General features: G+C 55.3%; 18 protein-coding genes. 9 read left to right on the top strand and 9 right to left on the bottom strand.

Annotation, left to right across the window (positions count from 1 at the left end; translation table 11 throughout):
- Positions 1–167: 167 nt before the first annotated feature.
- From ACR0IY_RS09205 to ACR0IY_RS09195, 3 genes are all read left to right on the top strand, one after another.
- Complete coding sequence (locus ACR0IY_RS09205; RefSeq protein ID WP_480672466.1) at positions 168–980, top strand: transporter; 813 nt, start codon at positions 168–170, stop codon at positions 978–980.
- A gap of 44 nt (positions 981–1024) precedes the next feature.
- Positions 1025–2800, top strand: a complete 1776-nt coding sequence (locus tag ACR0IY_RS09200; protein WP_480672464.1) for a hypothetical protein — start codon at positions 1025–1027, stop codon at positions 2798–2800.
- Between the two features lie 247 nt (positions 2801–3047).
- Complete coding sequence (locus ACR0IY_RS09195; RefSeq protein WP_480672462.1) at positions 3048–4076, top strand: HupE/UreJ family protein; 1029 nt, start codon at positions 3048–3050, stop codon at positions 4074–4076.
- A gap of 439 nt (positions 4077–4515) precedes the next feature.
- On the opposite strand, the gene ACR0IY_RS09190 is transcribed toward ACR0IY_RS09195, so the two are convergent.
- On the bottom strand, positions 4516–7020 hold the full coding sequence (locus ACR0IY_RS09190) for a cation:proton antiporter (protein ID WP_480672460.1): 2505 nt from the start codon (positions 7018–7020) through the stop codon (positions 4516–4518).
- A gap of 262 nt (positions 7021–7282) precedes the next feature.
- Here ACR0IY_RS09190 and ACR0IY_RS09185 point away from each other — a divergent pair, with 262 nt between their 5' ends.
- A complete protein-coding gene (locus ACR0IY_RS09185) occupies positions 7283–8236 on the top strand; it encodes an arginase family protein (RefSeq protein ID WP_480672458.1) in 954 nt (317 codons plus the stop codon).
- A 166-nt stretch (positions 8237–8402) separates the two neighbouring features.
- On the opposite strand, the gene guaD is transcribed toward ACR0IY_RS09185, so the two are convergent.
- From guaD to xdhA, 5 genes are all read right to left on the bottom strand, one after another.
- Positions 8403–9740 carry a guanine deaminase gene (guaD, locus tag ACR0IY_RS09180; protein WP_480672456.1) on the bottom strand — a complete coding sequence of 446 codons (1338 nt, stop codon included), beginning with the start codon at positions 9738–9740 and terminating at the stop codon, positions 8403–8405.
- A 66-nt stretch (positions 9741–9806) separates the two neighbouring features.
- Entirely contained in the window at positions 9807–11408 is a 1602-nt protein-coding gene (locus ACR0IY_RS09175) for a xanthine/uracil/vitamin C permease (RefSeq protein ID WP_480672454.1), read from the bottom strand.
- Positions 11409–11451: 43 nt separating this feature from the next.
- Positions 11452–12330 carry a xanthine dehydrogenase accessory protein XdhC gene (gene xdhC / locus ACR0IY_RS09170; RefSeq protein ID WP_480672452.1) on the bottom strand — a complete coding sequence of 293 codons (879 nt, stop codon included), beginning with the start codon at positions 12328–12330 and terminating at the stop codon, positions 11452–11454.
- 3 nt (positions 12331–12333) lie between these two features.
- The gene (gene xdhB / locus ACR0IY_RS09165) at positions 12334–14652 is read right to left on the bottom strand and encodes a xanthine dehydrogenase molybdopterin binding subunit (protein WP_480672450.1); all 2319 of its coding nucleotides are present in this window, start codon (positions 14650–14652) and stop codon (positions 12334–12336) included.
- Positions 14653–14667: 15 nt separating this feature from the next.
- Entirely contained in the window at positions 14668–16131 is a 1464-nt protein-coding gene (gene xdhA / locus ACR0IY_RS09160; RefSeq protein ID WP_480672448.1) for a xanthine dehydrogenase small subunit, read from the bottom strand.
- A gap of 155 nt (positions 16132–16286) precedes the next feature.
- Between xdhA and ACR0IY_RS09155 the strand changes: the two genes are divergently transcribed.
- The gene (locus ACR0IY_RS09155; protein WP_480672446.1) at positions 16287–17189 is read left to right on the top strand and encodes a LysR family transcriptional regulator; all 903 of its coding nucleotides are present in this window, start codon (positions 16287–16289) and stop codon (positions 17187–17189) included.
- A 66-nt stretch (positions 17190–17255) separates the two neighbouring features.
- Here ACR0IY_RS09155 and ACR0IY_RS09150 read toward each other — a convergent pair whose 3' ends face one another.
- Positions 17256–18488, bottom strand: a complete 1233-nt coding sequence (locus tag ACR0IY_RS09150) for a urate hydroxylase PuuD (protein WP_480672444.1) — start codon at positions 18486–18488, stop codon at positions 17256–17258.
- A gap of 101 nt (positions 18489–18589) precedes the next feature.
- On the opposite strand from ACR0IY_RS09150, the gene ACR0IY_RS09145 reads away from it, so the two are divergent.
- On the top strand, positions 18590–19510 hold the full coding sequence (locus ACR0IY_RS09145) for a LysR family transcriptional regulator (protein ID WP_480672442.1): 921 nt from the start codon (positions 18590–18592) through the stop codon (positions 19508–19510).
- A gap of 5 nt (positions 19511–19515) precedes the next feature.
- Here ACR0IY_RS09145 and uraH read toward each other — a convergent pair whose 3' ends face one another.
- The gene (uraH, locus tag ACR0IY_RS09140; RefSeq protein WP_480672440.1) at positions 19516–19869 is read right to left on the bottom strand and encodes a hydroxyisourate hydrolase; all 354 of its coding nucleotides are present in this window, start codon (positions 19867–19869) and stop codon (positions 19516–19518) included.
- A 147-nt stretch (positions 19870–20016) separates the two neighbouring features.
- On the opposite strand from uraH, the gene puuE reads away from it, so the two are divergent.
- The 3 genes from puuE to ACR0IY_RS09125 are packed head-to-tail and all read left to right on the top strand — an operon-like array spanning position 20017 to position 23390.
- Positions 20017–21429 carry an allantoinase PuuE gene (puuE, locus tag ACR0IY_RS09135; RefSeq protein WP_480672438.1) on the top strand — a complete coding sequence of 471 codons (1413 nt, stop codon included), beginning with the start codon at positions 20017–20019 and terminating at the stop codon, positions 21427–21429.
- Positions 21426–21911, top strand: coding sequence for an ureidoglycolate lyase (locus ACR0IY_RS09130; protein ID WP_480672436.1), 486 nt, complete (start codon positions 21426–21428; stop codon positions 21909–21911). The genes puuE and ACR0IY_RS09130 overlap by 4 nt, the downstream gene beginning before the upstream one ends.
- Before the next feature lie 54 nt (positions 21912–21965).
- Positions 21966–23390 (top strand): uracil-xanthine permease family protein, encoded by a 1425-nt coding sequence (locus tag ACR0IY_RS09125; RefSeq protein ID WP_480672434.1) that lies wholly within the window; start codon positions 21966–21968, stop codon positions 23388–23390.
- Between the two features lie 193 nt (positions 23391–23583).
- Here ACR0IY_RS09125 and ACR0IY_RS09120 read toward each other — a convergent pair whose 3' ends face one another.
- Positions 23584–24600 carry a LacI family DNA-binding transcriptional regulator gene (locus tag ACR0IY_RS09120; RefSeq protein WP_480672432.1) on the bottom strand — a complete coding sequence of 339 codons (1017 nt, stop codon included), beginning with the start codon at positions 24598–24600 and terminating at the stop codon, positions 23584–23586.
- Positions 24601–24693: the final 93 nt, after the last annotated feature.

Below are 24693 nucleotides of genomic sequence, written 5' to 3'. Positions count from 1 at the left end.
TTGCCAAGGGCGCACCCGCCGGCCGGGCGCGCCCTTTTTGATCGCTCTTGGTGTTTGCAACGACCAGAATTTCGGAACGAAGACACCCTCCTGAACCCAAGAACCAAAGGTCGATACGCCTCTGACCGATGGCATGAGGGTAGTCGTACAAAGGAAAGAACGGATTGATGAACGCCTTTGCCAAGTCTCCGATATCCAGATCGAGCTCAGTGGGTTTGTGCTGGCCTGTTGTGTTTACCGCCCTGGCTTTCGGCCCGTCCGCTGCGGCAGATGACTCGGAATTGGCCAAACAATTGTCGAACCCGTTGGCGTCGCTGATCTCGGTTCCCTTCCAGTTTAATTACGACACCGGGTACGGCAGCGAGGCAGGCAGTCAGACAACCCTCAACATTCAACCCGTCATACCCATTTCGCTGAATGGCAACCTGAACCTGATCACCCGGACGATCATCCCTTACAAATGGCAGAACGATCTTTCTGGAAAGCACGGAAACAACCAGGGTTTCGGGGATACGACAATAAGTCTTTGGTTCAGCCCAACCAAATCGTCGTTTACATGGGGGGTCGGGCCCATCTTCTATTTGCCGACTTCCAGCAACCGCGAACTGGGCGTGGGCGAATGGGGCGGAGGGATCACTGGTGTCATACTGGTGCAGGAGGGGCCCTGGACCATCGGTGGGCTGGGTAACCATATCTGGTCATTCGAAAGCGACGACATCAATTCTACCTATCTTCAGCCCTTCCTAGCGCACACCACCAAGGACGCCTGGACATACACGGTGAATTCCGAATCCACCTATGACTGGACCACGGACGAGTGGACCGCGCCGGTGAACCTCATGATTTCTAAGCTGGCCAGGTTTGGGGAACAGCGCGTGTCGCTGCAGGCGGGTGCGCGTTACTACCTCACTTCACCAGACTCCGGACCCGATGGTTGGGGGGCTCGGCTGTCTGCGACACTTGTGTATCCGCGGAAATAAAAGGGGGAGACGTTGTACCGTTTCTTTACGCAATGACGAGATTATTGTTACATATCAGATGCTTGACGGCGGCAATCGCGGTTTTCATCCTTGCGACCACCGTCAAGGGCGATGTGATCCCGTACAGCGGGGCAGAAGTCGCCAAAAATATCGCCGTGTTCCGAATTGAAGACGAAGGTATTCGTCTGGAACTGGAAATTTACCCCGAGGATTTGGAGGTTTTCGAACACGCCTTTCAGTTGAAGCTGACAACTGCATCCCATGCGACACCGGCCAAGTTTCATCAGTCACGCGGTGAGAATACCGAAAGCCCTGTGATCGCGCGTTCTGACGGGAAACCGCTACAGTTTGATCTGCTAAGTGTGGAACGTCGACAAAGAATTGACCGGGCCTCGCCCTTTGCCGGAATGACAGACACCTTCACCGGCAGGCCAATTCCCAGCCCGCCTGAAAACCCAGACGTTATGTTTATTGAGGTATTCTATAGTTTTGAGGGTGCGCGACCTGAGAGTCTTATCATTCGCCCTCCCTTTGCCGAAGATGGATCGCGCACAGCAGCAATTGGCTTCATTGTTTTCGACCGCTCAGTCCCGATCACGCGGTTCAGTTTTCTGAGAACAGATATGCATCTGACGATTGACTGGGCTGATCCATGGTTTACGGCGTTAAAAAACCCTAACCTCAATCGGTCGGCCCAAAACGGCACTACGTCATTCCTGTATGTGGCGCCGCGTGAGGTTCGACACGAAATCCTCATCCGGGTTCGGGAACTCGCGCCATGGATTAACCGGGAATTGACGACGGGTACCAAGCTGGAACCTGAGCTTCAGTCGCAGATTCTATCCGCTGCGTTAGAGTTATTCAAAACTCGAAATTCGTTGAGTATTTCGGGAAACGTCGTCCCACCTGCTTTTGTTCGGGGAGAATTTCTGACGTTAGGAGAGCGAGGGTTTCAAGTCGTTGAAAACCATCCAAAACTCATAACCGATGCAACGTTTGTCGGGGTGATCCTGACCTATCCGATCTCGGAGTTGCCAACCCGAATCTCAATCAACTGGGACATGTTTGATGATACGATCCAGAAAGTTCCGGTAACGCTGACAGACATTGCTGGGCCGTTCTTCGCCTGGGCAACACCGGACGAACCTGTCGTCACATGGACCAACCATCTGAAACGATACAACAATCCAAAAGTCACGCCGGTTCAAGCTGTGGGCATCTTGGCTATTCCGTCGTGGACAGTGTTGGCTGTTGCCCTGTTCGTGGGCGCAGGTGTGGTAGCGTTCCGATCATCAAAGACCCTGATATGGATTGGTGTTGTTGCGCTATCAACAATACCTCTTAGTGCGGGCATCGCTTTTTCAGGGAAACAAGCAATTCCGGTCCTAAACCCGATCTCTGGCCAATCTGACGCGAAGATTGTGACGAATGCACTATCCCGTCTTCTGACTAACACATATGTGGCGGCTCTCGAAGTGTCCTCCGAAGAAAGGAAACTGGCGCTTGCACCGATCGTTATGGGCCCATCGCTCTCTGATGTGGCCGTAGAACTGGAAACCAGCTTGACGATCCGGGTGCCCGGGGGCGGGCGTGCGCAAATCGTCGATGTCACGGATGTCGTCATTGTCGAAGGCGACATGAGTCGCAGAGGAAAGTTCGAAGGCGTCATACAGTGGCGCGTCTACGCCCGGGCCGGACATTGGGGTCATGATCACCGTCGGCGCGTCGACTATCGCGCCCGGGTAGAATTCCAGCCTGACCGAGGAAACTGGGCTCTCTCCGCCATCACAGTTTTGGAGGCACGTTCACCAGATGTCTGATCGTTTGCGAAAAATCCTGTTGGTTTGTGTAGCTGCCTGTCTGATCGTTTCTGCGGTCGCAAGCCAGGCGCATTTCCTTCTGAACCTCAATGTGCGCGTCTTTCATGTTGAACACACAAACGACGGCCTTCGCATCTTTATGCGTGTGCCGATGCCATATCTTGTCGCGGACAAGGCCGGTGAACCAGTTGAGGGCGGTCTTCCGTCAGCCGCACCATTTACGACCAATGCTTTTGAGGATGGCCGTGTGGTTCACTTTGTCGACCCCGTCGAAATCGCCGTAGACCCGCTTGGGCTCGGTCAAATTGCTGAAACTGGCACAGTTTTAAAGACCCAGGGAACGCATGTTCCAGGCAATGTTGAATCTGTTGCGCTTCATCGTGTGGGCGAAGAACCTGGCTTTGCAACTTTGAATGAAGCCAAACAAGCTGTTTCTCAAGGCTCAACCCTGAAGGCCAATCCACCTGCCTATGTCGGCGACGTGGTTGTGGACATTGTAGTACAATACAATTTCGGGCATGCACCTTCGACCTACACCCTGTCCAGCCTGCTTGATCCCCGTTTGCCAGACCAGGATATGACGGCGAACCTCATCCTGGATTACGGTGCCAGCGATCCATTGATTTTTCGAACACGGGGGCTGATGACGGACTCGATCGAGGTCTCCCGATCCAGAATAGCAGGGATCGCAACCTTTATATGGGAGGGCGTGCGCCACATTCTGGAGGGCGTCGACCATGTCCTGTTCGTTGTTTGCCTCGTCATAGGAGCGCACGGATTGCATGCACTTCTATGGCGGGTCACTGGCTTTACAGTTGGTCACAGCGTTACACTGTCGCTCGGGTTCTTTGGTTACGTACCATCGGGCGCATGGTTTGTCCCGTTTGTGGAAACGGGCATTGCTTTGTCTATCATCTATGCAGCTTTTCTGGCGGTGTTGGAGGGCAGCTCAGATACCGGCTCCAACAGAAAGGTTTTTGTTATAACCGTATTGATGGGCCTCCTTCATGGTCTCGGCTTCAGTTTCGTTTTGCACGAAATTCTGCAGGTAACGTCCCCGAATATCTGGCAGAGCCTATTGGCCTTCAACATTGGTGTTGAAGTTGGTCAACTGGCAATTGTCTTGGTGACTTGGCCGCTTCTGTCCCTTGTTGCAAGGTTCGGACCAACTCCAGAGATGTCCTTAAGGGTGTCGATTGCGATCGGTTGCGGAACGATTGCAAGCTGGTGGACTTTTGTGCGCGGAAAAGACTTTCTGGAGATGCTGCTAAGCTAAATTTAAGATACTGACACCGAGCAAGATCCGTGTCTGAAGTTGGTAGAACGCTCAACTCCTCACGGACGGTGTTGCTTGGAAGCGGCTAATACGAGTGCTGGCAGACGTCAAAGCTGCGATCCGCACCAAAAGTGACTATGAGTTTGCCAGGGCACGGAGTGAGTTTTCGATACCAATGTCCGGTTCAGGGAAGCTGCAATGCAGCGACTTCGGAGATTGTGAAAGCCCGGATCGGGCCGGATCTGTCACAGATCGCGTGCCCATCCTTCTCATACAGCCGCACTTCGTGACTGACGATCTTTTTAGGGAACAAACCTCTGATAGGAGTAGACATTCGACAAAACAGAACCCGACTCGTGCCGAGACGACAACACCGTTGTTTCCGCGGCTCCTTTCCAATTGATGATTTCTCAAGAAATGGTCCGTTTTTCATAGGATTCTACGGGTCATCCAAATCCAACACTGCAGGGTCGATCATGCGCTTGTTTGCGCTTATCTTGACAGAAGTTCGCATGGCCTTACTTCGCCGGAGCAATCGCCGAAAACGCGCTTCGTCGAGCATAAGCAGAGTTGAGGGTGCCAACGCCCGCACGTTTACACGACGTGGCCGTTTCAATAGCATGGCCAATTGTCCAAACATTTCGCCACGCCCTAACCGCGTAGTGTGTCTGCCGAACTCCACTTCAACTGCCCCAGAAGCAATGAAGAATACACTCCGGGCGAATTCATCCTTGGAAATGATGGTATCGCCTGCGTTGGCATAACGTGTACGCAGCGCTCTACTGAGTTTCCTGAGTGAAGACTTGTCAAGATCGGAAAATAGTGGAAATTGCCTGACCAGATCCCGCCCTTTAAGAGTGATGTCCAATTTTGGACGCCCCTCTGATAAAGCACGTCGCGTGGCCACTTCCTGCATCAACACAGAATAAGGTTCTTCGCCCACAAGGCCATCTTCACGCATGACCGCGTATTCACGTTCTTCCAGTCGCAGCGCCGTTCGTCGGATAAATCGTCTCTCCAACTTTTCGGCATAGCCGGGAAATTGCAGCCGCAAACCTTCAAGCGCTGTCTCAACCGCCTCGGATCGCCGCACCAATACTTCATCAAGCAATTCCGCGACCCGCCGGCCATGGATTCGGCGTATGCGACTACGGACGAAACCATCGAGGTCCTGCAGGATCAAGCGTTGCATGAGCAATCGTTCGAACCGATCCGTAGTAATACGAGTGAGCGGGAACGAAATTCGAAACCGGTTGTGCACAAACACGGCGATCCGAAAAGATCTGCCGTAAACGACGGACCGATTTGACGCGCGCTGATAGCCGATCCGCCCTCCGGTGCGTGCGCCTTCAATTAGCCGATCCGCATCGGACAGAATTTTCTCACTCAGTACCGATGACATGGTGCGTTCCCGCATCCGGGTCAGTACGGAATCCCGCTCTGCACCGGCCAGTGCAATAAGGCCAAGCGTGATCCGGTCGCGATCAAGGATCTGCGCGCTGTCTTCGGCGGCCTTTACGGCCTCGTCGAGGCGTTCGCTAAATTGTTTGGCCTCGTTTCTGACGATATCGTGGGTCAGGTTGTAGTTTTCTGCGGTGCGCGACACGTCCTCGCGTACTGATTGCAAGGCGACCGCGACCACCTGGCGTGAAAGGGCCCTATCAAGCGGAGAAAGCCTGTCGAGCCCCAGCTTTGTGATCACTGTGCGCAAGGTTGTTCCCTGAACAATCAGTGTGAACAGTGTAAAGCCAGTGGCCAGGATGCCGACCAGGCGCTTGGTCTCGAGCGGGATATGCGTGTTTTCAGTGACTGCCAGTGCCAGCGCCAGGGTCACGGCACCACGCAAACCACCCCACAACATCGCGGTTCGATAGGGGCGCTCAACAACTGGCGACAGGCCTATTCTTGTGAGCAATGGCAACAACCCGAACAGAACCGCCGCCCGTGCAAATGTTGCGGCAAGAACCACCACAACCAGCAGGCCGACGTCAGACGGCCGCACCCCTTCTAACAATCTTGGGATCAGCAAGGCCGCAAGAATAAAGATCAACGCTCCGGCCCAATGTGCCAGGAGGTCCCAAACTTCTTGCAGATTTGTCCAGGCGACCGGTGACAGACGACCGGGGCCTGTGAGGTTAAGTGTAAGACCTGCGGCCACCACCGCGATGACCCCCGAAGCCCCGACGCTTTGTTCTGCAACGATAAAGGCGAGGTATGGCAACGCAATGGAAATTGAAATCTGCGCCATTTCCCAGCGATCTACAAAAGCGATCACCCAGACCGTTATACGCGCCATGAACCAACCGGTGAGTGCTCCGCCTACGATCAACAGCGGAAACTGCCCCAGGGCTTCACTTAGTAGGGGATCGGGTCTCCCGAGCATGACGAAGCTCATGAATAGCCCAAAAAGCGCAACTGCAGCGGCATCGTTAAGAAGGCTTTCGCCCTCGATTATTCGCGACAGCCTGCGCGGTGCCGAGATCGACCGGAAAATGCTAACAACCGCTGAGGGATCAGTTGTCGACACAATAGCACCAATTAACAGGCAGGCAGCCAGCGGCAGCGAACTTACCCAACTCAGCGCATAGCCAATTGAAAGTGTCGCTACAATCACAGCCACAACGGCCATCATCAGGATGGGCATCCAATCATCCAGCATCCTGCGCAGGTTCATGCCGAGGGTCGCCTGAAAAAGCAACGTTGGGAGGAAAACATAGAGAAAGACGTCTGACCGGATCGGCAGATCAATAATCGCCTGCGCCCCCGGGTTCAGCGCATCCGTCAGGTCAGTGTCGAGAAAGAACGTTGCGCCAAGCCCGATCACAATCCCCAGGATGGCGAGGATAACACTGTAAGGCAGGCGCAATCGTGCGGCCAGTGGTTCCGCCACGCCGATTACAACAAAAAGAGAAGTGATGATGGTCGTAATGACGACGATATCCATGAATACCTATTACCTGAGAACTCGCTAAAGTGGAATCTACTTTCAAAGCCGGATCGACCACGTGGAACCAATTTGTGAACTTACACTCGTCCAGAATGTACAGTTGCAGCGAATGTCAGGAATGACGGACCGCCGTGCGACACCAGCGCCGCGAGTCAACGGCTGGTATGGGCCGCGACAGTTTGTTTGTCGTTTGATAGGGTCCTCCCACGTAGCCTATGTATGCTTACAAACCCGAAGCTGATTTCAAGGGACCAACGCTTTGACAGAGAAGCCAGATCTTGCCGCTTTGTTCGGTGCAAAGGAGACCAAAACATTTCTAGGTCTCGAAGCTTGCAACGATCTTGACGCAATTGAAGCCTCTTCGGCTTTTATTGGTGCACCCTGCGCAACTCCTTATGGTTCCGTGGGAGCCTATGCCAAGAATGGCCCTAATTCTCTGCGGAAGGCCATCGGATCGCTCACTGCCAATATTGATCGACATAATTTCGACCTTGGCGGTCCCACTTTCCCGCAAGGCACTAAGCGCGCAGTTGATTGCGGAGACCTGCCATGGAGTGAAAGCGACTTTGCTGCCAACAGACGAACCATCCGTCAAGCCGTTTCGAAAATCGTTGGTCAAGGCGTCGTACCCATCCTGATTGGCGGAGACGACTCCGTTCCGATCCCGATGATTGATGCAATGGGGGATACTGGAAAGTCCTACACAATCTTGCAGATCGACGCGCATATAGACTGGCGAGACAGTCACATGGGTGAAACCCATGGGCTTTCATCAACGATGCGGCGTGCGTCCGAAATGGCGCATATTACCCGGATCATTCAGATTGGAGCACGTGGCATCGGGTCTGGCCATTCATCGGATTTAGAAGACGCCATCGCTTGGGGGGCCAAGTTTTTTACGGGCCTGGACCTGCATCGCCACGGGTTTGCATCTGTCATTGATCAAATACCGCAGAATGCGAATGTTATCCTGTGCATCGATATTGATGCAATGGATCCGTCAATTGCTCCTAACACAATTGGAAGATCACCCGGTGGATTGAGTTACTTTGACATTCTGAATTTGATCCTTGCAGTTGCAGAAAGAAGCCAGATCGCTGCCGTCGATTTTGTTGAGATCATGCCAGAGGTCGACGTGGACGGAATCGGTGGATTGACCGTGTCCAGGTTGGTTGCCGCTACTATGGGGATCATTGCGCGGCAGCAAAGCTAATGCCTGCGAAATCATGGGCTGAGTATGAAAATGTGAACGTCGCGGAGTGTCGGCAATGCGGGCTGCGAGCGCAGCATATTGATTACTTAGTGATGGGCAGGTTCGGGCCGTTCGAGGCTAGATTAGTTGCAACAGAACCCAGCAGATGTTCCCGTGACGATGCCGCCTACAAAACGATTTGCACACCATCAGTCCAGGTCGATTGTTCGGGGGCAATCTTGCTCGGTGTTCCTGAAACGTAGACTTCTTCAATCGCGCGATCGTCACCCATCATCTGCAAGACAAACAATTCTTCTGCGAGACTTCCAACGCGATCCATACGCAGGGCCATTGCCGGTGTGCTGCTCGCATTCAAGACTACGACGTCCGCTTCGGTACCGGGGTCAAGGTTGCCAATTTTATCTTCCAGACCCAGCACACTGGCATTTCCGAGAGTTGCCCAGTGGAACGCCTGCAGGGGATGCAGGGCCAACCCTTGCAACTGTAAAATTTTATAGCCTTCATTGAGGGTTTTAAGCATCGAGTAGCTGGTGCCTGCACCAACGTCTGTGGCGATCCCATTTGCAATACCGCGCGCGCTCAGCCCCTCATGATCAAAGAAGCCGCTGCCAAGGAACAGGTTCGAGGTCGGGCAAAATACAGGATGTGCGCCTGTTTCTGCCAGCGCGTCGATCTCGCGCCGTTCCAGGTGAATGGAATGCCCAAGCAATGTCTTTTGGCCCAGCAGACCATAAGACTGGTAGACGTCCAGATAATCGCGTGCTTGCGGATAAAGCTGCTTGGTAAAGGCAATCTCATCCTTGTTTTCCGACAGATGTGTCTGGATGTGGCAACTCGGATGTTCCTGCGCGAGGGTTTGTGCCATCGCCATTTGTTCAGGCGTGGATGTGATCGCGAAACGAGGTGTGATGACATAGCCGTTCCGGCCCTTGCCGTGCCAGTCCGCGATCAGAGCTTTGGTGTCATCGTATCCGGTTCGCGGTGTGTCCAGTAGGCCTTCTGGGGCGTTGCGGTCCATCAGGACCTTGCCGCCAAGCATGCGCATGTTTCGTCTGGTTGCTTCGGTAAAGAAGGCGTCAGCCGACGTCTTGTGGACCGAGCAATAGGCAACCGCAGTGGTCGTGCCATGGGTTATGAGTTGATCGAAGAATGCCCGCGCCATCAGTGTACTGTGCTGATCCGAAACAAAGCGGGTTTCTTCCGGGAAGGTATAGTTGTTGAGCCAGTCCAGCAACTGCGCGCCCCACGAGGCGATCACCTGTACTTGTGGAAAGTGAATATGTGTGTCGATAAAGCCAGCCATCATCAGGTGTGGTCGGTGGTCTGTCACTGGAACATCGCCGGCAGCTGCGTTCACCTCTGCAAAGGGTCCCGTTTCCTGGATGATCCCGTCCCGGATCAGCAGGCCGCCGTCTTCGAGATAGGTGTAGGCGCCGGAATCTTCGCCGTTTTGCGGTTCGCGATGAAAGGTCAGCAGACGACCGCGAAGCAATCTCAGTGTCATGAAAGGTCTCGTGCGTAAGGTAGGGTAAGGGTAGGGGGGGCAGCCAAGCGGCTGCCCCGCTGTTGATCAGGCCTGTTGTGCCGGTGAGTCGTCGTCGATCAGATCAGGCTCATCCGGTACGATTACACGATGTTCGAGATCTTCTTTGGGTGCGAACATCGGGTAGACGTAGAGGAATGCGCCAATGATCAGGTAACCGATGGTGATCCCGTCGAACTGAGGCATCTGCAGCGTGTACGAGTGGATAACACCGACCGAAGACATCAGTCCGCCAGCGACAGCAAACGCCCCGGCCATCCGGAAACGGCCATCAATCACGTCCGCCACAATGGCGCCCCAGATCAGGCCCGTGATGATTGCACCCTGGCTCAGGGCAAGATGCCCTTCGTAGTGAGCGCCCTCCATGAGAAGTGCTGCGGTCAAGCCATCGTCACCAAGCGAAGGCAGCCCCTCGACACCGCTACTGCGCAGTGCGTTCATCAGTGATCCCCATTTGACCATCAGAAAGGCCGAGATATGGGGCAGGATCGCAAAAGACACCGCAGCCATGTGCATCGGCTTCACGGCCCAAGCGGTATTTGTGATCAGGCTTACCGAAACAAAGACCAATACGGGTGCAGCAGCGGCAATCGGGATCAGGCCGGCAAGGAAAGACAGGAAGCCAAGGAACGCAGCTGCGGCGATTACGACGGCCACGCCCACGATGTACCCGGCATGTGCATCAAGCCGTTTGTAGGCGGGATGACCGATGTAGACTGTTGTCGGGAAAGGCGAACCAAAAAGAGCGCCCAGCATGGTGCCCGCGCCGTCCGTCACCTGACACACGCCAACCGGGTAGTGGTCTCCTGCCGCCTCGGCCGATTCCACGTTGTTCATCGTTTCGATGAAGTTGTAGATTTGAACCGGGATCAGAACCAGAAACAGTTCGGGATTGGCAAACAAGTACTGAACACCCGCGACGAGATCGCCGATGTAGGGGATTGGCGGGTAAAAGCCGAGGCCGCTTGTGTCGATTTTGGCTTCACCAAGAACAAGAGCAATCACGGTACCGGCTGCAATTGCGACCAAACCGGCAGGGACGTTACCCGGAAGGCGGAACCGACCGATCAATCCCCATAGGATAAACAGAAGCGACGTAAAGCCGATGATGGGGTTTTCAAAGACTTCGGCCAGAGGCACCGAGCCGATGAAGACCAGGGCGATACCGCAAAGCGTGCCCAACATCCCGGCGCGGGGTGTGATCCGCTTGAGGTAGGGTCCTACGAAGGCACCCAAAGCCGCGACGATGCCGCCCATGAACCCGGCACCGATGCCCACTTGCCAAGCTAGCATCGGGTCGTTGGTGGCCCAGTAAATGGGACCGATCACGCCAAACAGGTAGACGAACATGACTGGCGTTGAGATGCCGTAGGGCAAGGCGGTTACATCTTCACCCCGTTTGTTCGCCGCAAATTTAGCGAGGTATGCGTAAACCGCGACACCGGCCAGGATCGCAACGGCGGCACCTGGGACGATGCGGCCAAAGACGATGTCCGCTGGCATCTGGAACACGAACTGACAGACCCCGGACAGGATCAGTAAGTTTACAAGGTTGTCCGTAAAAAGCGCCCAGAAAGCGCTGAAATCGCTGCGGGTAAACAGCTTGTATTCGTAGGTCCTCCCGTCCATGACGGTCTCCTCCTCTGATGTAACCGGAATTGCCCGACAGATGTCAGGCCGATCTCCCTTTCCGGTCGTGATGGTGGCCCACCTGGGGCGCCTGGTTTGCCCCGGTCAGGGCGGTCGCGGCAGTTTCAGAGGTCAATTCAGCCATCACTTCGGCCACTACAAAGGCGGCGATGACGCTGGGCCGCTTGTCGCGGCTACCGCTTGCCCCAATGGGGCAATTCAAGTGTTCTATAGACTGTCCGTCACAGTTTTTGTGCGCCCAGTTTCTGAGCTTTACCCGCTTGGTAGCGGATCCGATCATGCCCACATAAGCAGCATCCTGACGTTCCAGCGCGGCAGACGTCAGTAGGAAATCCAGCCCATGATCGTGGGTCAGAACGATAAAGGCACTTCCTGCGGGCGCGCTCTGGATTTCGGCTTCGGGGATAGCACTCACCCGGGTTTCGACATCTGCGGTGCAAAGGTCGATTTCTTCGGCACGGGTGTCGACAAGGATGCACCGCACTGGCAGGTGCTGAAGCTGGTTGGCAAGCGCCCGCCCTACGTGACCTGCACCCATGACATAAACATGGGGCAAGGCTTCATCGCGCCGGGCTGCGCGTTCTGTTGCTGCCCATTTGTCTGACGCTCGCATGCGAGACAGTTTCATCTCGACCCGGCCGCCGCAGCATTGTCCGATTTCAGGTCCCAGTGGCACATCCAGATCCAGGTGCAGTGCGCCATCGCGCAACATATCCCGCGCCGCGTTGATGGCCATGAACTCCAACTGTCCACCGCCGATGGTTCCCCACAGTGCTCCGGGTGCAACGAACATCTCTGTCCCCTCATTGCGCGGTGAAGACCCGCGTACGCGGGTCAGCGCAACGCGGATCACGCAATGCTGCGTGGACAGAAATTCGCTCAGGGAACCCTGTGCAGCCATGGCTCAGGGCCTCTCTTGCAACCGCGCAACGGCCATCAGGACACGCTCGGGAGTGGCCGGGGCGTCCAGCCGTGGGCATTCGCGGTAGTCAGCGACAGAGGCTACGGCCATGGATAGGGCCTCGAACACCGAGATACCCAGCATGAACGGCGGCTCGCCGACGGCCTTTGAGCGTTTGATTGTCAATTCGCGGTTTTCCGACCAATCGGCGAGGTTCACGTTGAAGATGCGCGGGCGGTCTGACGCCAAAGGAATTTTGTATGTCGACGGGGCGTGGGTGCGCAGGCGACCAGCGTCATCCCACCACAGCTCTTCGGTGGTCAGCCATCCCATACCCTGAATAAAGGCGCCTTCGACCTGACCTTTGTCGAGCGCAGGGTTCAGTGAGCGCCCGACGTCGTGCAGAAGATCGGTACGCTCAACCCGGTATTCACCGGTCAGGGTGTCGATTGTCACTTCGGAACATGATGCGCCATAGGAGAAGTAGTAGAACGGGCGCCCCTGACCCTTGGAACGGTCCCAGTGAATTTTCGGGGTCTTGTAGAACCCGGCGGCCGACAGTTGCACACGTGCAATATAGGCCTGTTTGATGAATGCATCGAAGGGCAGAACTTCGTCGCCGATAAACACTTGATTGGCGTGGAAGACCACTTCCTCAGGGGCAATATTCCAGGTCTCAGCTGCAAATTCGATCAGACGGGATTTGATCTGCTCGACCGCGTTCAATGCAGCCATTCCATTCAGGTCCGTCCCGCTGGAGGCCGCTGTAGCCGACGTATTGGGAACCTTCTCGGTTGTTGTTTTGGTGATCTTTATGCGATTGAAATCAACCTGAAATGCCTCGGCCACGACCTGCGCGACTTTGGTGTTCAGGCCTTGCCCCATTTCTGTTCCGCCGTGGTTCAGGTGGATCGAGCCGTCATTGTAGACATGAACCAGGGCACCGGCCTGATTGTACCAAGTCGCCGTGAAGGAAATGCCGAATTTGACGGGTGTCAGCGCGATCCCCTTTTTCAGGATCGGTGATGTCTTGTTGAAGGCGATGATGTCCTGGCGGCGCTGGCGGTATTCAGAAGTTTCTTCCAGCTCTCCAACCAGCCGGTCGAGGATGCTGTCCTCTACCTCCTGACGGTACGGCGTTATGTTGCGGTCTTCAGTGCCATAGAAATTGGCCTTGCGCACATCCAGTGGGTCTTGCCCTGTGGCATAGGCGATTTCTTCGATCATCCGTTCTGCCGCGATCACGCCCTGCGGTCCGCCAAATCCACGAAACGCGGTATTCGAAACCGTATTGGTTTTCATCGGATGGCTGTTTAGGCGAACATTTGGGTAAAAATAGGCGTTGTCTGCGTGAAAAAGCGCCCGGTCGGTCACTGGGCCTGACAAGTCTGCCGAAAACCCGCAGCGTGCGGCAAAGCTGCCTTCAACCGCCTGAATCCTGCCATCGTCATCAAAGGCAACATCATAGTCGATTACAAAGTCATGGCGTTTGCCGGTTGCTGTCATATCCTGGTCCCGGTCGGGGCGGATTTTCACAGCGCGTTTCCACTTTTTGGCGGCCATGGCTGCGACTGCACAGAACAGGTTCATCTGGCTTTCTTTGCCACCAAACCCACCACCCATGCGGCGCACATTGACCACAATCGCGTTGGACGGCACGCCTAGGACATGCGCCACCATGTGCTGCGCCTCGGACGGGTGCTGCGTAGAACAATGCACGATCACGTCGTCATCTTCGCCCGGAATAGCAAAAGCGATATGACCTTCGAGGTACATGTGATCCTGACCGCCAACGCTCATCCGGCCTTTGATCCGGTTGGAAGCAGCGGTTTGTGCAGGGGCGACATCACCGCGCTCCAGCTTGAGGGGCGCCGTAACATGCGGATATCCAGCTTCCTGCGCGGCAATAGGGTCTAGCGCGTGGGGCAGGGTTTCGTAGTCGATCTTTGCCAGTTCAGCGGCACGACGCGCAATGTCGCGGGTTTCGGCAACCACGGCGAACAGAGGCTGGCCATGAAACTGAATGGCATCGGTCGGGAAAACCGGTTCGTCGTTCAGGTGGGTCGGGCTGATATCATTAACACCCGGCACGTCATCGGCAGTCAGCACTCCGATAACCCCGGGTGTGGCCAACACCTCGGAAAAATCACAGCCCAAAATCTTGGCGTGCGCGACGTCAGAAACACCGAGATACGCGTGCAGCGCGTCTTCGGGCAGTGCAATGTCGTCGGTATAGTCGGCCTGCCCAGTAACATGCTTGATCGCACTGTCATGGTTCACGTTAGTGTGGGCCGATCCCATGATGGAAACGTTATCTTTCATTTTTGCGTCTCCTGATCAGGCATAAGCCAGTTGAACGGGGGTGTCGGTTTGGGCGTCGTTTTCAAGGAAGAACCGACGCAGCAGGTTTTGCGCAGTCAGCATTCGATAGTCAGATGACGCACGCCAATCGGTCAGAGGCGAGAAATCCTGCGCCAGCGCTGAGGCAGCGGCTTCAAAACTCTCGCGCGACCAGGGCTGACCATTGAGCGCGGTCTCGGCAGTCGATGCACGCTTGGGCGTGGCGGCCATGCCACCAAATGCGATGCGCGCATTGCTGATGGTGCCTTCTTCGACTGTCATGTGGATGCCGGCAGCCACCGAGGAGATATCTTCGTCACGACGCTTGGAAATCTTGTACGCCGCGTCCAGATCGTTAGGCCCGGGCAGGGGGACATGGATACTTGCGACAAACTCATCAGGCTGGCGGTCTTGCTTGCCGTAGTCGATGAAGAATTCATTCAACGGCAGCGTCCGGTTTTTGGTGCCGCGCCGTAGGGTGATTTCCGCACCAAGGGCGATAAGAACCGGCGGCGTATCCCCGATGGGGGACCCGTTGGCGATGTTGCCGCCGACGGTTCCCATATTCCGCACCTGCCACCCCGCGATGCGATCCCAGTAGGAGGACAGGTGTGGCAAGTGCTCTGACAGGAGATCTTGGCAATCGGTGTAGCTGGCGCCAGCACCAATCAGGAGGAGGGACCCCTGTCTTTTGACTGTTTTCAGGTCTTCTAGGTGACCTGTGAAAATAGCGGGCCCAATGTTGCGCAGGAACTTGGTGACCCAAAGGCCCACATCCGTGGCACCGGCAACGATCGTGGCATTCGGATAGGTCTGCAGACACTTGGCAAGATCATCGACACTGGCCGGGAGGATACTCAGGCAATCTTCAGGCCCGGAGACAACGCGCCGCCCGTCTTTCAGGGCAGCCAGACGCGCGGTCATGGCCTCTCGCTCGGTATTCAGGTGATCCGATGCCGGGGTGCCATAGCGGCTGACGGCGACGGCGGCGCGGATGATTGGTTCATACCCGGTGCAGCGGCACAGGTTGCCCTGCAGCGCGGTCTCGACCTGCGCCTCTGACGGCTCGGGCGTTTGCATCCAAAGGGCGTACAGCGCCATCACGAACCCCGGGGTGCAGAACCCACATTGGCTGCCGTGATGATCGATCATGGCCTGTTGTACCGGGTGCAGTCGGCCATCGGGGCCAGACAGATGTTCGACGGTTACGACATGACACCTATCGACAGAGGCAAGGAACCGGATGCACGCATTCACGGGGACGTAGGTCAGGCCGGCGTCGCTAAGCCGTCCGACTAGTACGGTGCAGGCGCCGCAGTCACCTTCGGCGCAGCCTTCCTTTGTGCCTGTCAGGCGGCGCTCCAGCCGCAGAAAATCCAGAAGTGTTTGGTCGGCCGATACGTTTGGAACGGAAACATCCTTGCCATTCAGGACAAACTGGATGTCGGTGCGATGCGTCATGAAATTCTCCCTCTTCCCCTGCCTTCCGGTGGGGGATCAGCGGGACCATAAAAGTAAAGATTGAGTCGGAAAATCGCCGCAAACGGCAAATACTTTCAACAAAACGTTGAAAAAGAGAGGCCCATAACGCAGTCTTTCCGCACTGGGAGGATCGAATGTCTTACATCGAGAGCCTGCGGGTCTTTGTCCGAGTGATGGAGCTGGGCAGCATCACGTCCGGCGGGCGTGACCTGCGGTTAACGCCCGCTGTGGCCAGCAAACGGTTGAAAGAGTTGGAAAACCATCTGGGCGTACGTCTTTTCAACAGAACGACGCGGTCGATGACGCCGACCGAAGTGGGAACTGTCTTTTATGACGAGGCCAAGGCCGTTCTGCTGGCGTTGGACCATGCCGAAGCGCGAGTAGCCAGCTTTTCAGATGCCCCGCGCGGTGCAATCCGTATCACTGCACCACTGGGTGTTGGACGCAGAATCGTTGCGCCATTGGTCCCGGAGTTTTCAGACCGCTACCCGGAAACTGAGATTCGCATGCGCCTGTCCGACCGCAAGGTAGATATTCTGGCCGACGGTCTGGATATAGCGTTCTTCATCGGAGAGCCTGGCGATTCCACGATGAAGCTGCGGAAATTCGCGGATTGCGATCGTGTGTTGTGCGCCTCGCCGGATTACTTGTCGAATTTTGGTGTGCCCAAGACGCCGGACGATTTGTTGAATACGCCGCATAATTGCCTTTTGTTGCGCTATCCCAGATCGCCTGAGTATTTCTGGATGCTACAGACTGATATGGGGCCGCGAAAACTTGAAGTCCGCGGAAAGTACGATGCGGATGACGGCGACGTGCTGACAGACTGGGCTTTGGCGGGCAAGGGGATCGTCAACAAACCGCGTTTCGATGTGCGGGAGCATCTGGAGGCTGGCCGGTTGATCGAGGTCCTGCCGGATACGCCGCCATTGCCGACAATTTTTGGATGTCTATATCCACACAAAAAACTTCAGGACCCAAAGGTGCGTCTCTTCGTCGAACATATAGCGCGGCACAGTAAACGGTTTTTTGCGTAGTCCTCTGAGAACAAAAAACTGGGCGACGGAACCCAGTTTATCTGCCATGTCTCTGATGGAAGGAACCTATTGACGCCTAGCTTCACGCACCCATGTGATGATCGTCTGGCGTGCTTCTTCATCCATTTGAACCGCTGATGGCGGTGGCATTGCATGGCTGATGCCGGCTTGTAGATAGATTTGGTCTGCATTGCGGGCGACATCGCCAGGTGTTTCAAGGTATACCTGTTTCGGAGCCCATTTCATGGTGCCATAAACGGGCTCACGCGCGTGACACATTGAGCAATTTCCCAAGACAGTGTCGTACGCTTCTTCGAATCCAGCAGCTGACGCAAATTTCTGCTCATATGTCGTCAATTCCCGGGCTTCAGCGTCCTCCCACGTTTCACCGCTTCTGACCGACGAGAGCCAAGCGATCACGATCATAAGCAGAACCGTAACTGCCCAAGTCCAGTGCGGGCCCTTTCCAGTAGAGTGCATAGTGTTGAAGTAATGACGGATAGTTACGCCAGTCAGGAAGATCAGGCTGGCGATGATCCATGAATACTCAGTGCCGAAAGCCAGCGGATAGTGGTTTGACAGCATCAGGAACACGACCGGCAACGTCAGATAGTTGTTATGGGTGGAACGTACCTTGGCGATTTTCCCGTATTTGGCGTCCGGCGTCCGGCCGGCCTTGAGATCTTCGACCACGATCCGCTGATTTGGCATGATCTGAAAAAAAACGTTGGCTGTCATGATCGTCGCGGTGAAGGCACCAAGGTGCAAAAGCGCGGCGCGGCCTGTGAAAATCTGGTTGTAACCCCAGGACATGATCACGAGGATCACGAACAGCAGCAGCATCAGAACTGTCGGGTGATCGCTTAGCTTGGATTTGCACATCTGATCGTAGAGCAGCCAGCCAATTGTCAGGGATCCACCAGAGATCAGAATTCCTTGCCACAGCGCCAGGTCCACTTTGGTTGGATCAAGCAGGAACAGTTCGCCACCGACCCAATAAATGATCATGAGCAATGCCGCGCCTGACAGCCACGTTGTGTAGCTTTGCCATTTGTGCCAGGTCAGATGCTCGGGCATCCGGGCAGGGGCCACTAAATACTTGACGGTGTGGTAAAACCCACCTCCATGCACTTCCCATTCTTCGCCGTAAGCCCCATCCGGCAAGGCTGGGTTCGGCTTTAGCATGAGGTCGAGCGCGATAAAGTAGAATGACGCCCCAATCCACGCCATCGCGGTGATCACATGCAGCCAGCGGACCGAAAAGGCGATCCACTCCCATACTACGGCCAGATCATACATGGCTTTGCTCCTAAGATTCTATCGTTGCCGGTACTCTAGGCGAGACTGTTTTCTTCTGGTATTGCTGGCAAAGACCAAGCAGTATCAAAAAATGCAAAAAAATGTCATACCTTGATAACATCAGAACCTTTGTCCGGGTCTACGAATTGGGCAGCATGTCCGCGGCGGGCCGTGACTTGCGGGTTTCACCGGCGGTAACGTCGGCGCGAATATCACAACTGGAAGAGCACCTTGGCGTACGTCTGTTTCAACGTACTACACGTAGCCTCACGCCGACTGAGCAAGGAAAATCTTTCTATCGCGGGGCGGCGGACATTCTTGAAGCGGTCGATCGCGCAGAAGCACAAATTGTCAATATTACTGAGAACCTTAAAGGCTCGCTCTACGTGGCGGCGCCATTGGGCGTCGGCCGGCGATTGATTGCGCCTCAGGTGCCAAAGTTTCTCGCTGAATACCCTGAGGTGAGTGTCAGGCTTCGATTGACTGATCGAAAGGTAAATCTGACGACCGAAGGCTTGGACCTCGCCTTTTTTCTAGGTCAGCCAGAGGATAGCAATTTGCGCATCCGAAAGATTGCAGATGTGGAAAGAGTTCTTTGTGCATCCCCGAATTACATCAAAAATCGTGGGATGCCTGAAAGTGGCGAGGATATTATCGCCGATGCGCATGAGTGCCTGAACCTTCGCTTTCCGGGTGCAACCGAATTTCAATGGCTTCTTGGAACAGATACCGGTCCAAAACGGTTCCGCGTCTCTGGGCGTTATGAGTCAGACGATGGCGACGTGTTGACGGACTGGGCGCTGGCCGGTCATGGCATCGCAATGAAGCCGATATTTGAGATCGCTCAACACCTTAAGGCCGGAAACTTGGTTCCGGTGGCGCAAAAAACACCACCGGAACCTATACAAATGGCGTGTCTGTTTACGCACCGCCGCATGCAGGACCCAAAAACGCGACTTTTCATGGAATATGTCATAGAACGCATTGGCTCTTCGATTGCAGCGGCAAACACGTCCTGGTAGGGGCCTCAGCTGCCGCGATAGGTTGAAAATCCGAATGGCGACAGAAGCAGTGGCACATGGTAGTGCGAGTGCTCAGACATCCCGAAGCGGATCGGGATCACGTCCAGAAACCGTGGTTCTTCATGTGACGTGCCCGACGCATCAAGATATTCTCCTGCATAGAATACCAGTTCGTATTCCCCAGTAGAAAACTCGGCCGCGGGCAGAATCTGCTCGTCGGTGCGCCCGTCTTCATTGGTGACCAGGGATTTCAGCAATGAGCGGTTTATGCCTTCAATCCGAAATAGATCTATTTTCAAGCCTTCGGCAGGGCATCCCCGAGCTGTATCCAGTACGTGTGTCGTAAGATAGCCGGTCATTAGAAACTCTCCTCAAGTTTTGACTGTAGTATTCCGATAACCGTGCAACTGGCAAAGGGTGCTTATCCTAAGGCAGCTTCGCGAATTTTTTGAAAAACATCATTGATTGTCTGGGGTATTGATCAATTCAAGAAGAAGGAAATTGATGTGAAGCCTTATCCACGAGATATGACCGGCTACGGTGGACATGTACCCAAAGCCAACTGGCCAAATGATGCCAAGATCGCGATTCAGATCGTACTGAACTATGAAGAGGGCGGTGAAAACAACGTACTGCATGGCGATGCCGCCTCTGAGGCATTTCTGTCCGAGATCACCGGCGCGGCGCCTTGGCCCGGGCAGAGGCACTGGAATATGGAGTCCATCTACGAATATGGCAGCCGCGCCGGTTTTTGGCGGGTGCATCAGCTTTTGCAGGATTTACCTGTCACCGTTTATGGCGTTGCCACCGCGTTGGCGCGCGCTCCGGCCCAAGTCTCTGCCATGCAACATGCAGGTTGGGAGATTGCCAGCCATGGCCTGAAGTGGATTGAACACAAGGACATGGACCCGGTGGAAGAACGGGCTCAGATACGGGACGCGATCCGCCTGCATACAGAGGTCACGGGCCAACCGCCGCGGGGCTGGTATACGGGGCGCTGTTCCATGAACACGGTCAATCTGGCGGCCGAGGAAGGCAATTTCGCCTATATAGCTGACAGCTATGCCGATGATTTGCCGTATTGGACCAAAGCGGGGGGTAAGGATCAGCTGATCATGCCCTACACGATGGATTGCAACGACATGCGCTTTGCGATCCAGGCCGGGTACACCAACGGAGAACAGTTCGAGAGTTACCTCAAGGACAGCTTCGATATGCTGTATGCCGAGGGCGAGGCCGGCGCGCCGAAGATGCTGTCAATTGGTTTGCACTGCCGGTTGATTGGTCGCCCGGGTCGCGCCATGGCGCTGAAACGAGCGCTGGACTACTTCAGGAAACACGACGGTGTCTGGTTTGCCTCACGCGAACAGATTGCCGACCACTGGGCAAAGGAACACCCACCGATGAATAGCTTAACGCCGTCCGATATGGACCAATCCACCTTTGTGTCTGAATTCGGCGGCGTGTTCGAACACAGCCCGTGGATTGCCGAGGGTGCGTATGCGCTGGAACTGGGACCAACCCATGACAATGCTGCCGGTGTCCACAATGCGCTGGCACGTGTGTTCCGTTCGGCCACGTCCGAACAGCGCCTCGGTGTCCTGACCTCCCACCCGGATCTGGCTGGCAAGCTTGCCGCAGCCGGGCGTCTGACCAAGGAAAGCACAGCTGAACAGGCCGGGGCCGGTTTGGATATGTTGACGGATGAAGAGCGCGCGAATTTCACCGCTCTGAACGAGGCCTACACGACCAAGTTTGGCTTTCCCTTCATCATAGCCGTTAAGGACAACACGAAGGCCAGCATTCTGGATGCTTTTCATCGCCGTATCGACAGCGATCGTGACACAGAATTTGCCGAAGCCTGCCGCCAGGTTGAGCGGATCGCTGAACTACGCCTGATTGAGAAGTTTGCCCAATGACCGCAGCCCTGACACTCCGCCCCCTGACGTTCGAGGCTTTTGCGCCATTTGGTGATGTCATCGAAGTAGCGGGTCAAGTGGACAAATTCATCAATCAGGGCAAGTGCGCCCGGTATCACGACCGCGCCGCGCTGGATTTTCATGATGGGCGCGCCGGGATTAGCGTGTTTCAGTCCGAAGCTTTTAGCCTGCCGATCAAATTGGAAATGGTTGAACGCCACCCAGATGGAAGCCAGGCCTTTCTGCCTTTGTCGGATAAGCCCTTTGTTGTGGTTGTGGCGCCCGATGTGGACGGCACGCCCGGGCAGCCTATCGCATTCAAAACAGCGCCTGGGCAGGGCGTGAACTATCACCGCAACACGTGGCATGGCGTGCTGACCCCACTTCATGCGCCCGGACTTTTTGCGGTGGTCGACCGAATTGGAGCCGGGCCCAACCTCGAAGAACATTGGTTCGAGGAGGCTTTTACTATCACGGAATGAGGTGCGTCACCGGAAGAGGAGCCGGCTTGCGAACCTCAAGGGAGGAAATACCAAATGTCAGATGCATCCATCGGAACGCCGGAACAGCTCCGCGATCCGAACTACACTCCGCCGCTTATAAAAGCGGTGCCATTGGGAATTCAGCATGTGCTGGCGATGTTCGTGTCCAACGTCACGCCAGCCATTATTGTTTGTGGCGCGGCCGGGTTTGGGTTCGGATCGAACAGCCCCGATTTTCCGCAGATGATATATATGATTCAGATGTCGATGTTCTTTGCGGGTGTCGCGACATTGTTTCAGTCCATCGGTGTCGGTCCGGTGGGCGCCCGGTTGCCCATCGTTCAAGGGACTTCCTTTGCATTCATCCCAATCATGATCCCGCTTGTCGTGGGAAAGGGTGTAGACGCCATTGCCGTCCTGATGGGCGGCGTTGTCGTCGGTGGTTTATTCCACGCCTTTCTTGGGTTGTTCATTGGCCGCATTCGCTTTGCTCTTCCGCCACTGGTCACAGGCCTTGTGGTAACCATGATCGGGTTGGCGTTGGTTAAGGTCGGCGTTCAGTATGCCGCCGGTGGTGTGCCTGCCATCGGGACCGAGGAATATGGTTCTGGTTTGAACTGGTTCATGGCCGGAATCGTGATCGTCGTCACACTTGGTCTGAAGTTCTTTGCGCGGGGTATGTTGTCGGTTTCGGCTGTTCTGGTTGGCCTTCTGGTCGGCTACGCGGTGGCGTTTGTTCTGGGGCAGGTCAATTTGGGCAATGTGGGCCGTGCAGCATCATTCGCGCTGCCGAACCCGTTACATTTCGGGATCGAGTTCTCGGTTGCGGCCATCGTTGGCTTTTGTGCGATGTCCTTTGTTTCGGCTGTTGAAACCGTCGGAGACGTATCCGGTATCACCAAAGGCGGTGCGGGACGCGAAGCGACCGACAAGGAAATTCAGGGAGCTACCTACGCCGATGGTATCGGCACAGCGATCTCGGGTCTCTTTGGTGCATTGCCGAACACATCGTTCAGTCAGAACGTTGGCTTGATCGCCATGACCGGGGTAATGAGCAGAATGGTGGTTACCATCGGTGCGCTTTTCCTGATCGTATGCGGCCTTGTTCCGAAAATTGGCGCAATTATCTCGTCGATCCCGATCGAGGTCCTTGGTGGCGGTGTCATCGTGATGTTCGGCATGGTGGTCGCGGCAGGTGTCTCGATGCTGTCGGACGTGAACTGGAACCGCCGCAATATGGTGATTTTTGCAATTTCCCTCAGCCTTAGTTTGGGATTACAGCTTGAGCCGGGGGCGCTGCAGTATCTTCCGGGAACCTTAAAGGTTCTTGCTACATCGGGCATTCTTCCCGCTGCGGTTATCGCTATTGTGCTGAATCTGGTTCTTCCCGAAGAGCTTTCGGACGAAGCGACGGAAGAGGTTTCCGGCGGTATGGCGGGTCACGGCCTGGGCTCCATTGGACATGACGATCACGTCTGATGTCTCTGGCATGAAAGGCTGAAGTCCTACGCAAGACGAAACGTGGCACGCCTTGGCGCGCCACGTTTTTGTGTGTGTGTCCTTCTTGTTCCCATGTAAATGCGCCCAGAAGGACGCTGGCTTTGGTCATGCCAAAATTTTTAGAAACAACCCAATTTTCTTCGGAGGCAACGTTGGTTGAGCGGTACTGCGATTATGCCCGGTTCGGTGCCCCTGTGCTTTGTCGGACGACGATTTCATGGGGCAGGAAAATGGATTTGGCCGTTGGTTTGTCGCCGTCCATCAATGCCAGAAGGGTCTCCATCGCGCGTGTACCAATCTGGTTGCGAGCCTGATGCACAGTTGTGAGGCTTGGCTGGAAGATTTTTGAGAATGGAATGTCGTCGAATCCCATGACAGATATCTGTGCTGGAACGTTCAGTCCGGCGTCTTCGAACCCACGGATGACACCCATGGCGGATTCGTCATTGGCGCAAAACACCGCCGAAGCACCCGGATGTTGATCAAGAATACTGTGTGCGGCACGTATGCCATCGTCAAATGAAAAGCCGCCGTCGACGTCTGCAATCAGGTTTTGCCGGCCCGCTGCTTGCATGGCTCTGACATACCCGGAATGGCGGTCCTGGGTCAGGGGATTGCCCTTTGGTCCCGTGACATGAACGATCGCCTGATGCCCCAATGATTGAAGATAGCGCGTTGCGTCGAATGCTGCTCGTTCATTGTCAGTCCCGACATGCGGAATTTCTGTGCCGCCGAGATGTTCTGAAATGGAAAGGACTGGCACCCCGTCGGGCACAAGGCCCGCTGGCGGCGCGCAGCCATTCAGAAGCAGGGCACCGTCTGCACGGCCGTTTCGCAGGTTTTCCAGTATCTTGGCGTATCTTTCGTCGTCGCCATTGGTGTTGCCGATAAGGATGGTGAGATTCGCACGGGTGGCGATCTCTTCAATGCCCGAAAGGATCTTGGAAAAGAATGGGTTTGCGATGTCCGGGAGGATTACCAGGACAGTGCCCGCCCGATTTCTGCGTAGCATTTGTGCCGCTGTATTGACGCTATATCCTGTTGCGCGAACCGCGTCGAAAACCGCCTTGCGGGTTTTTTCCGAGACAATGTTGGGCGACTGCAGGGCGCGGCTGACCGTGGCGGTCGAAACACCAGCAACACGCGCCACTTCCCGTACGGTAGGTCTTTTTATCGATTGTTTCGTCATGATGTGTCGGTTTTAGCAGACTGACAGTCAAAATGTAATGGTTTACATTATCAATGAAAACGATTACATAGATTCGTGTCTGTTACACATTGG

The sequence above is a fragment of the Ruegeria sp. BC1 genome, from assembly GCF_056539305.1.
This window is presented reverse-complemented; position numbering and strand designations above follow the sequence as displayed.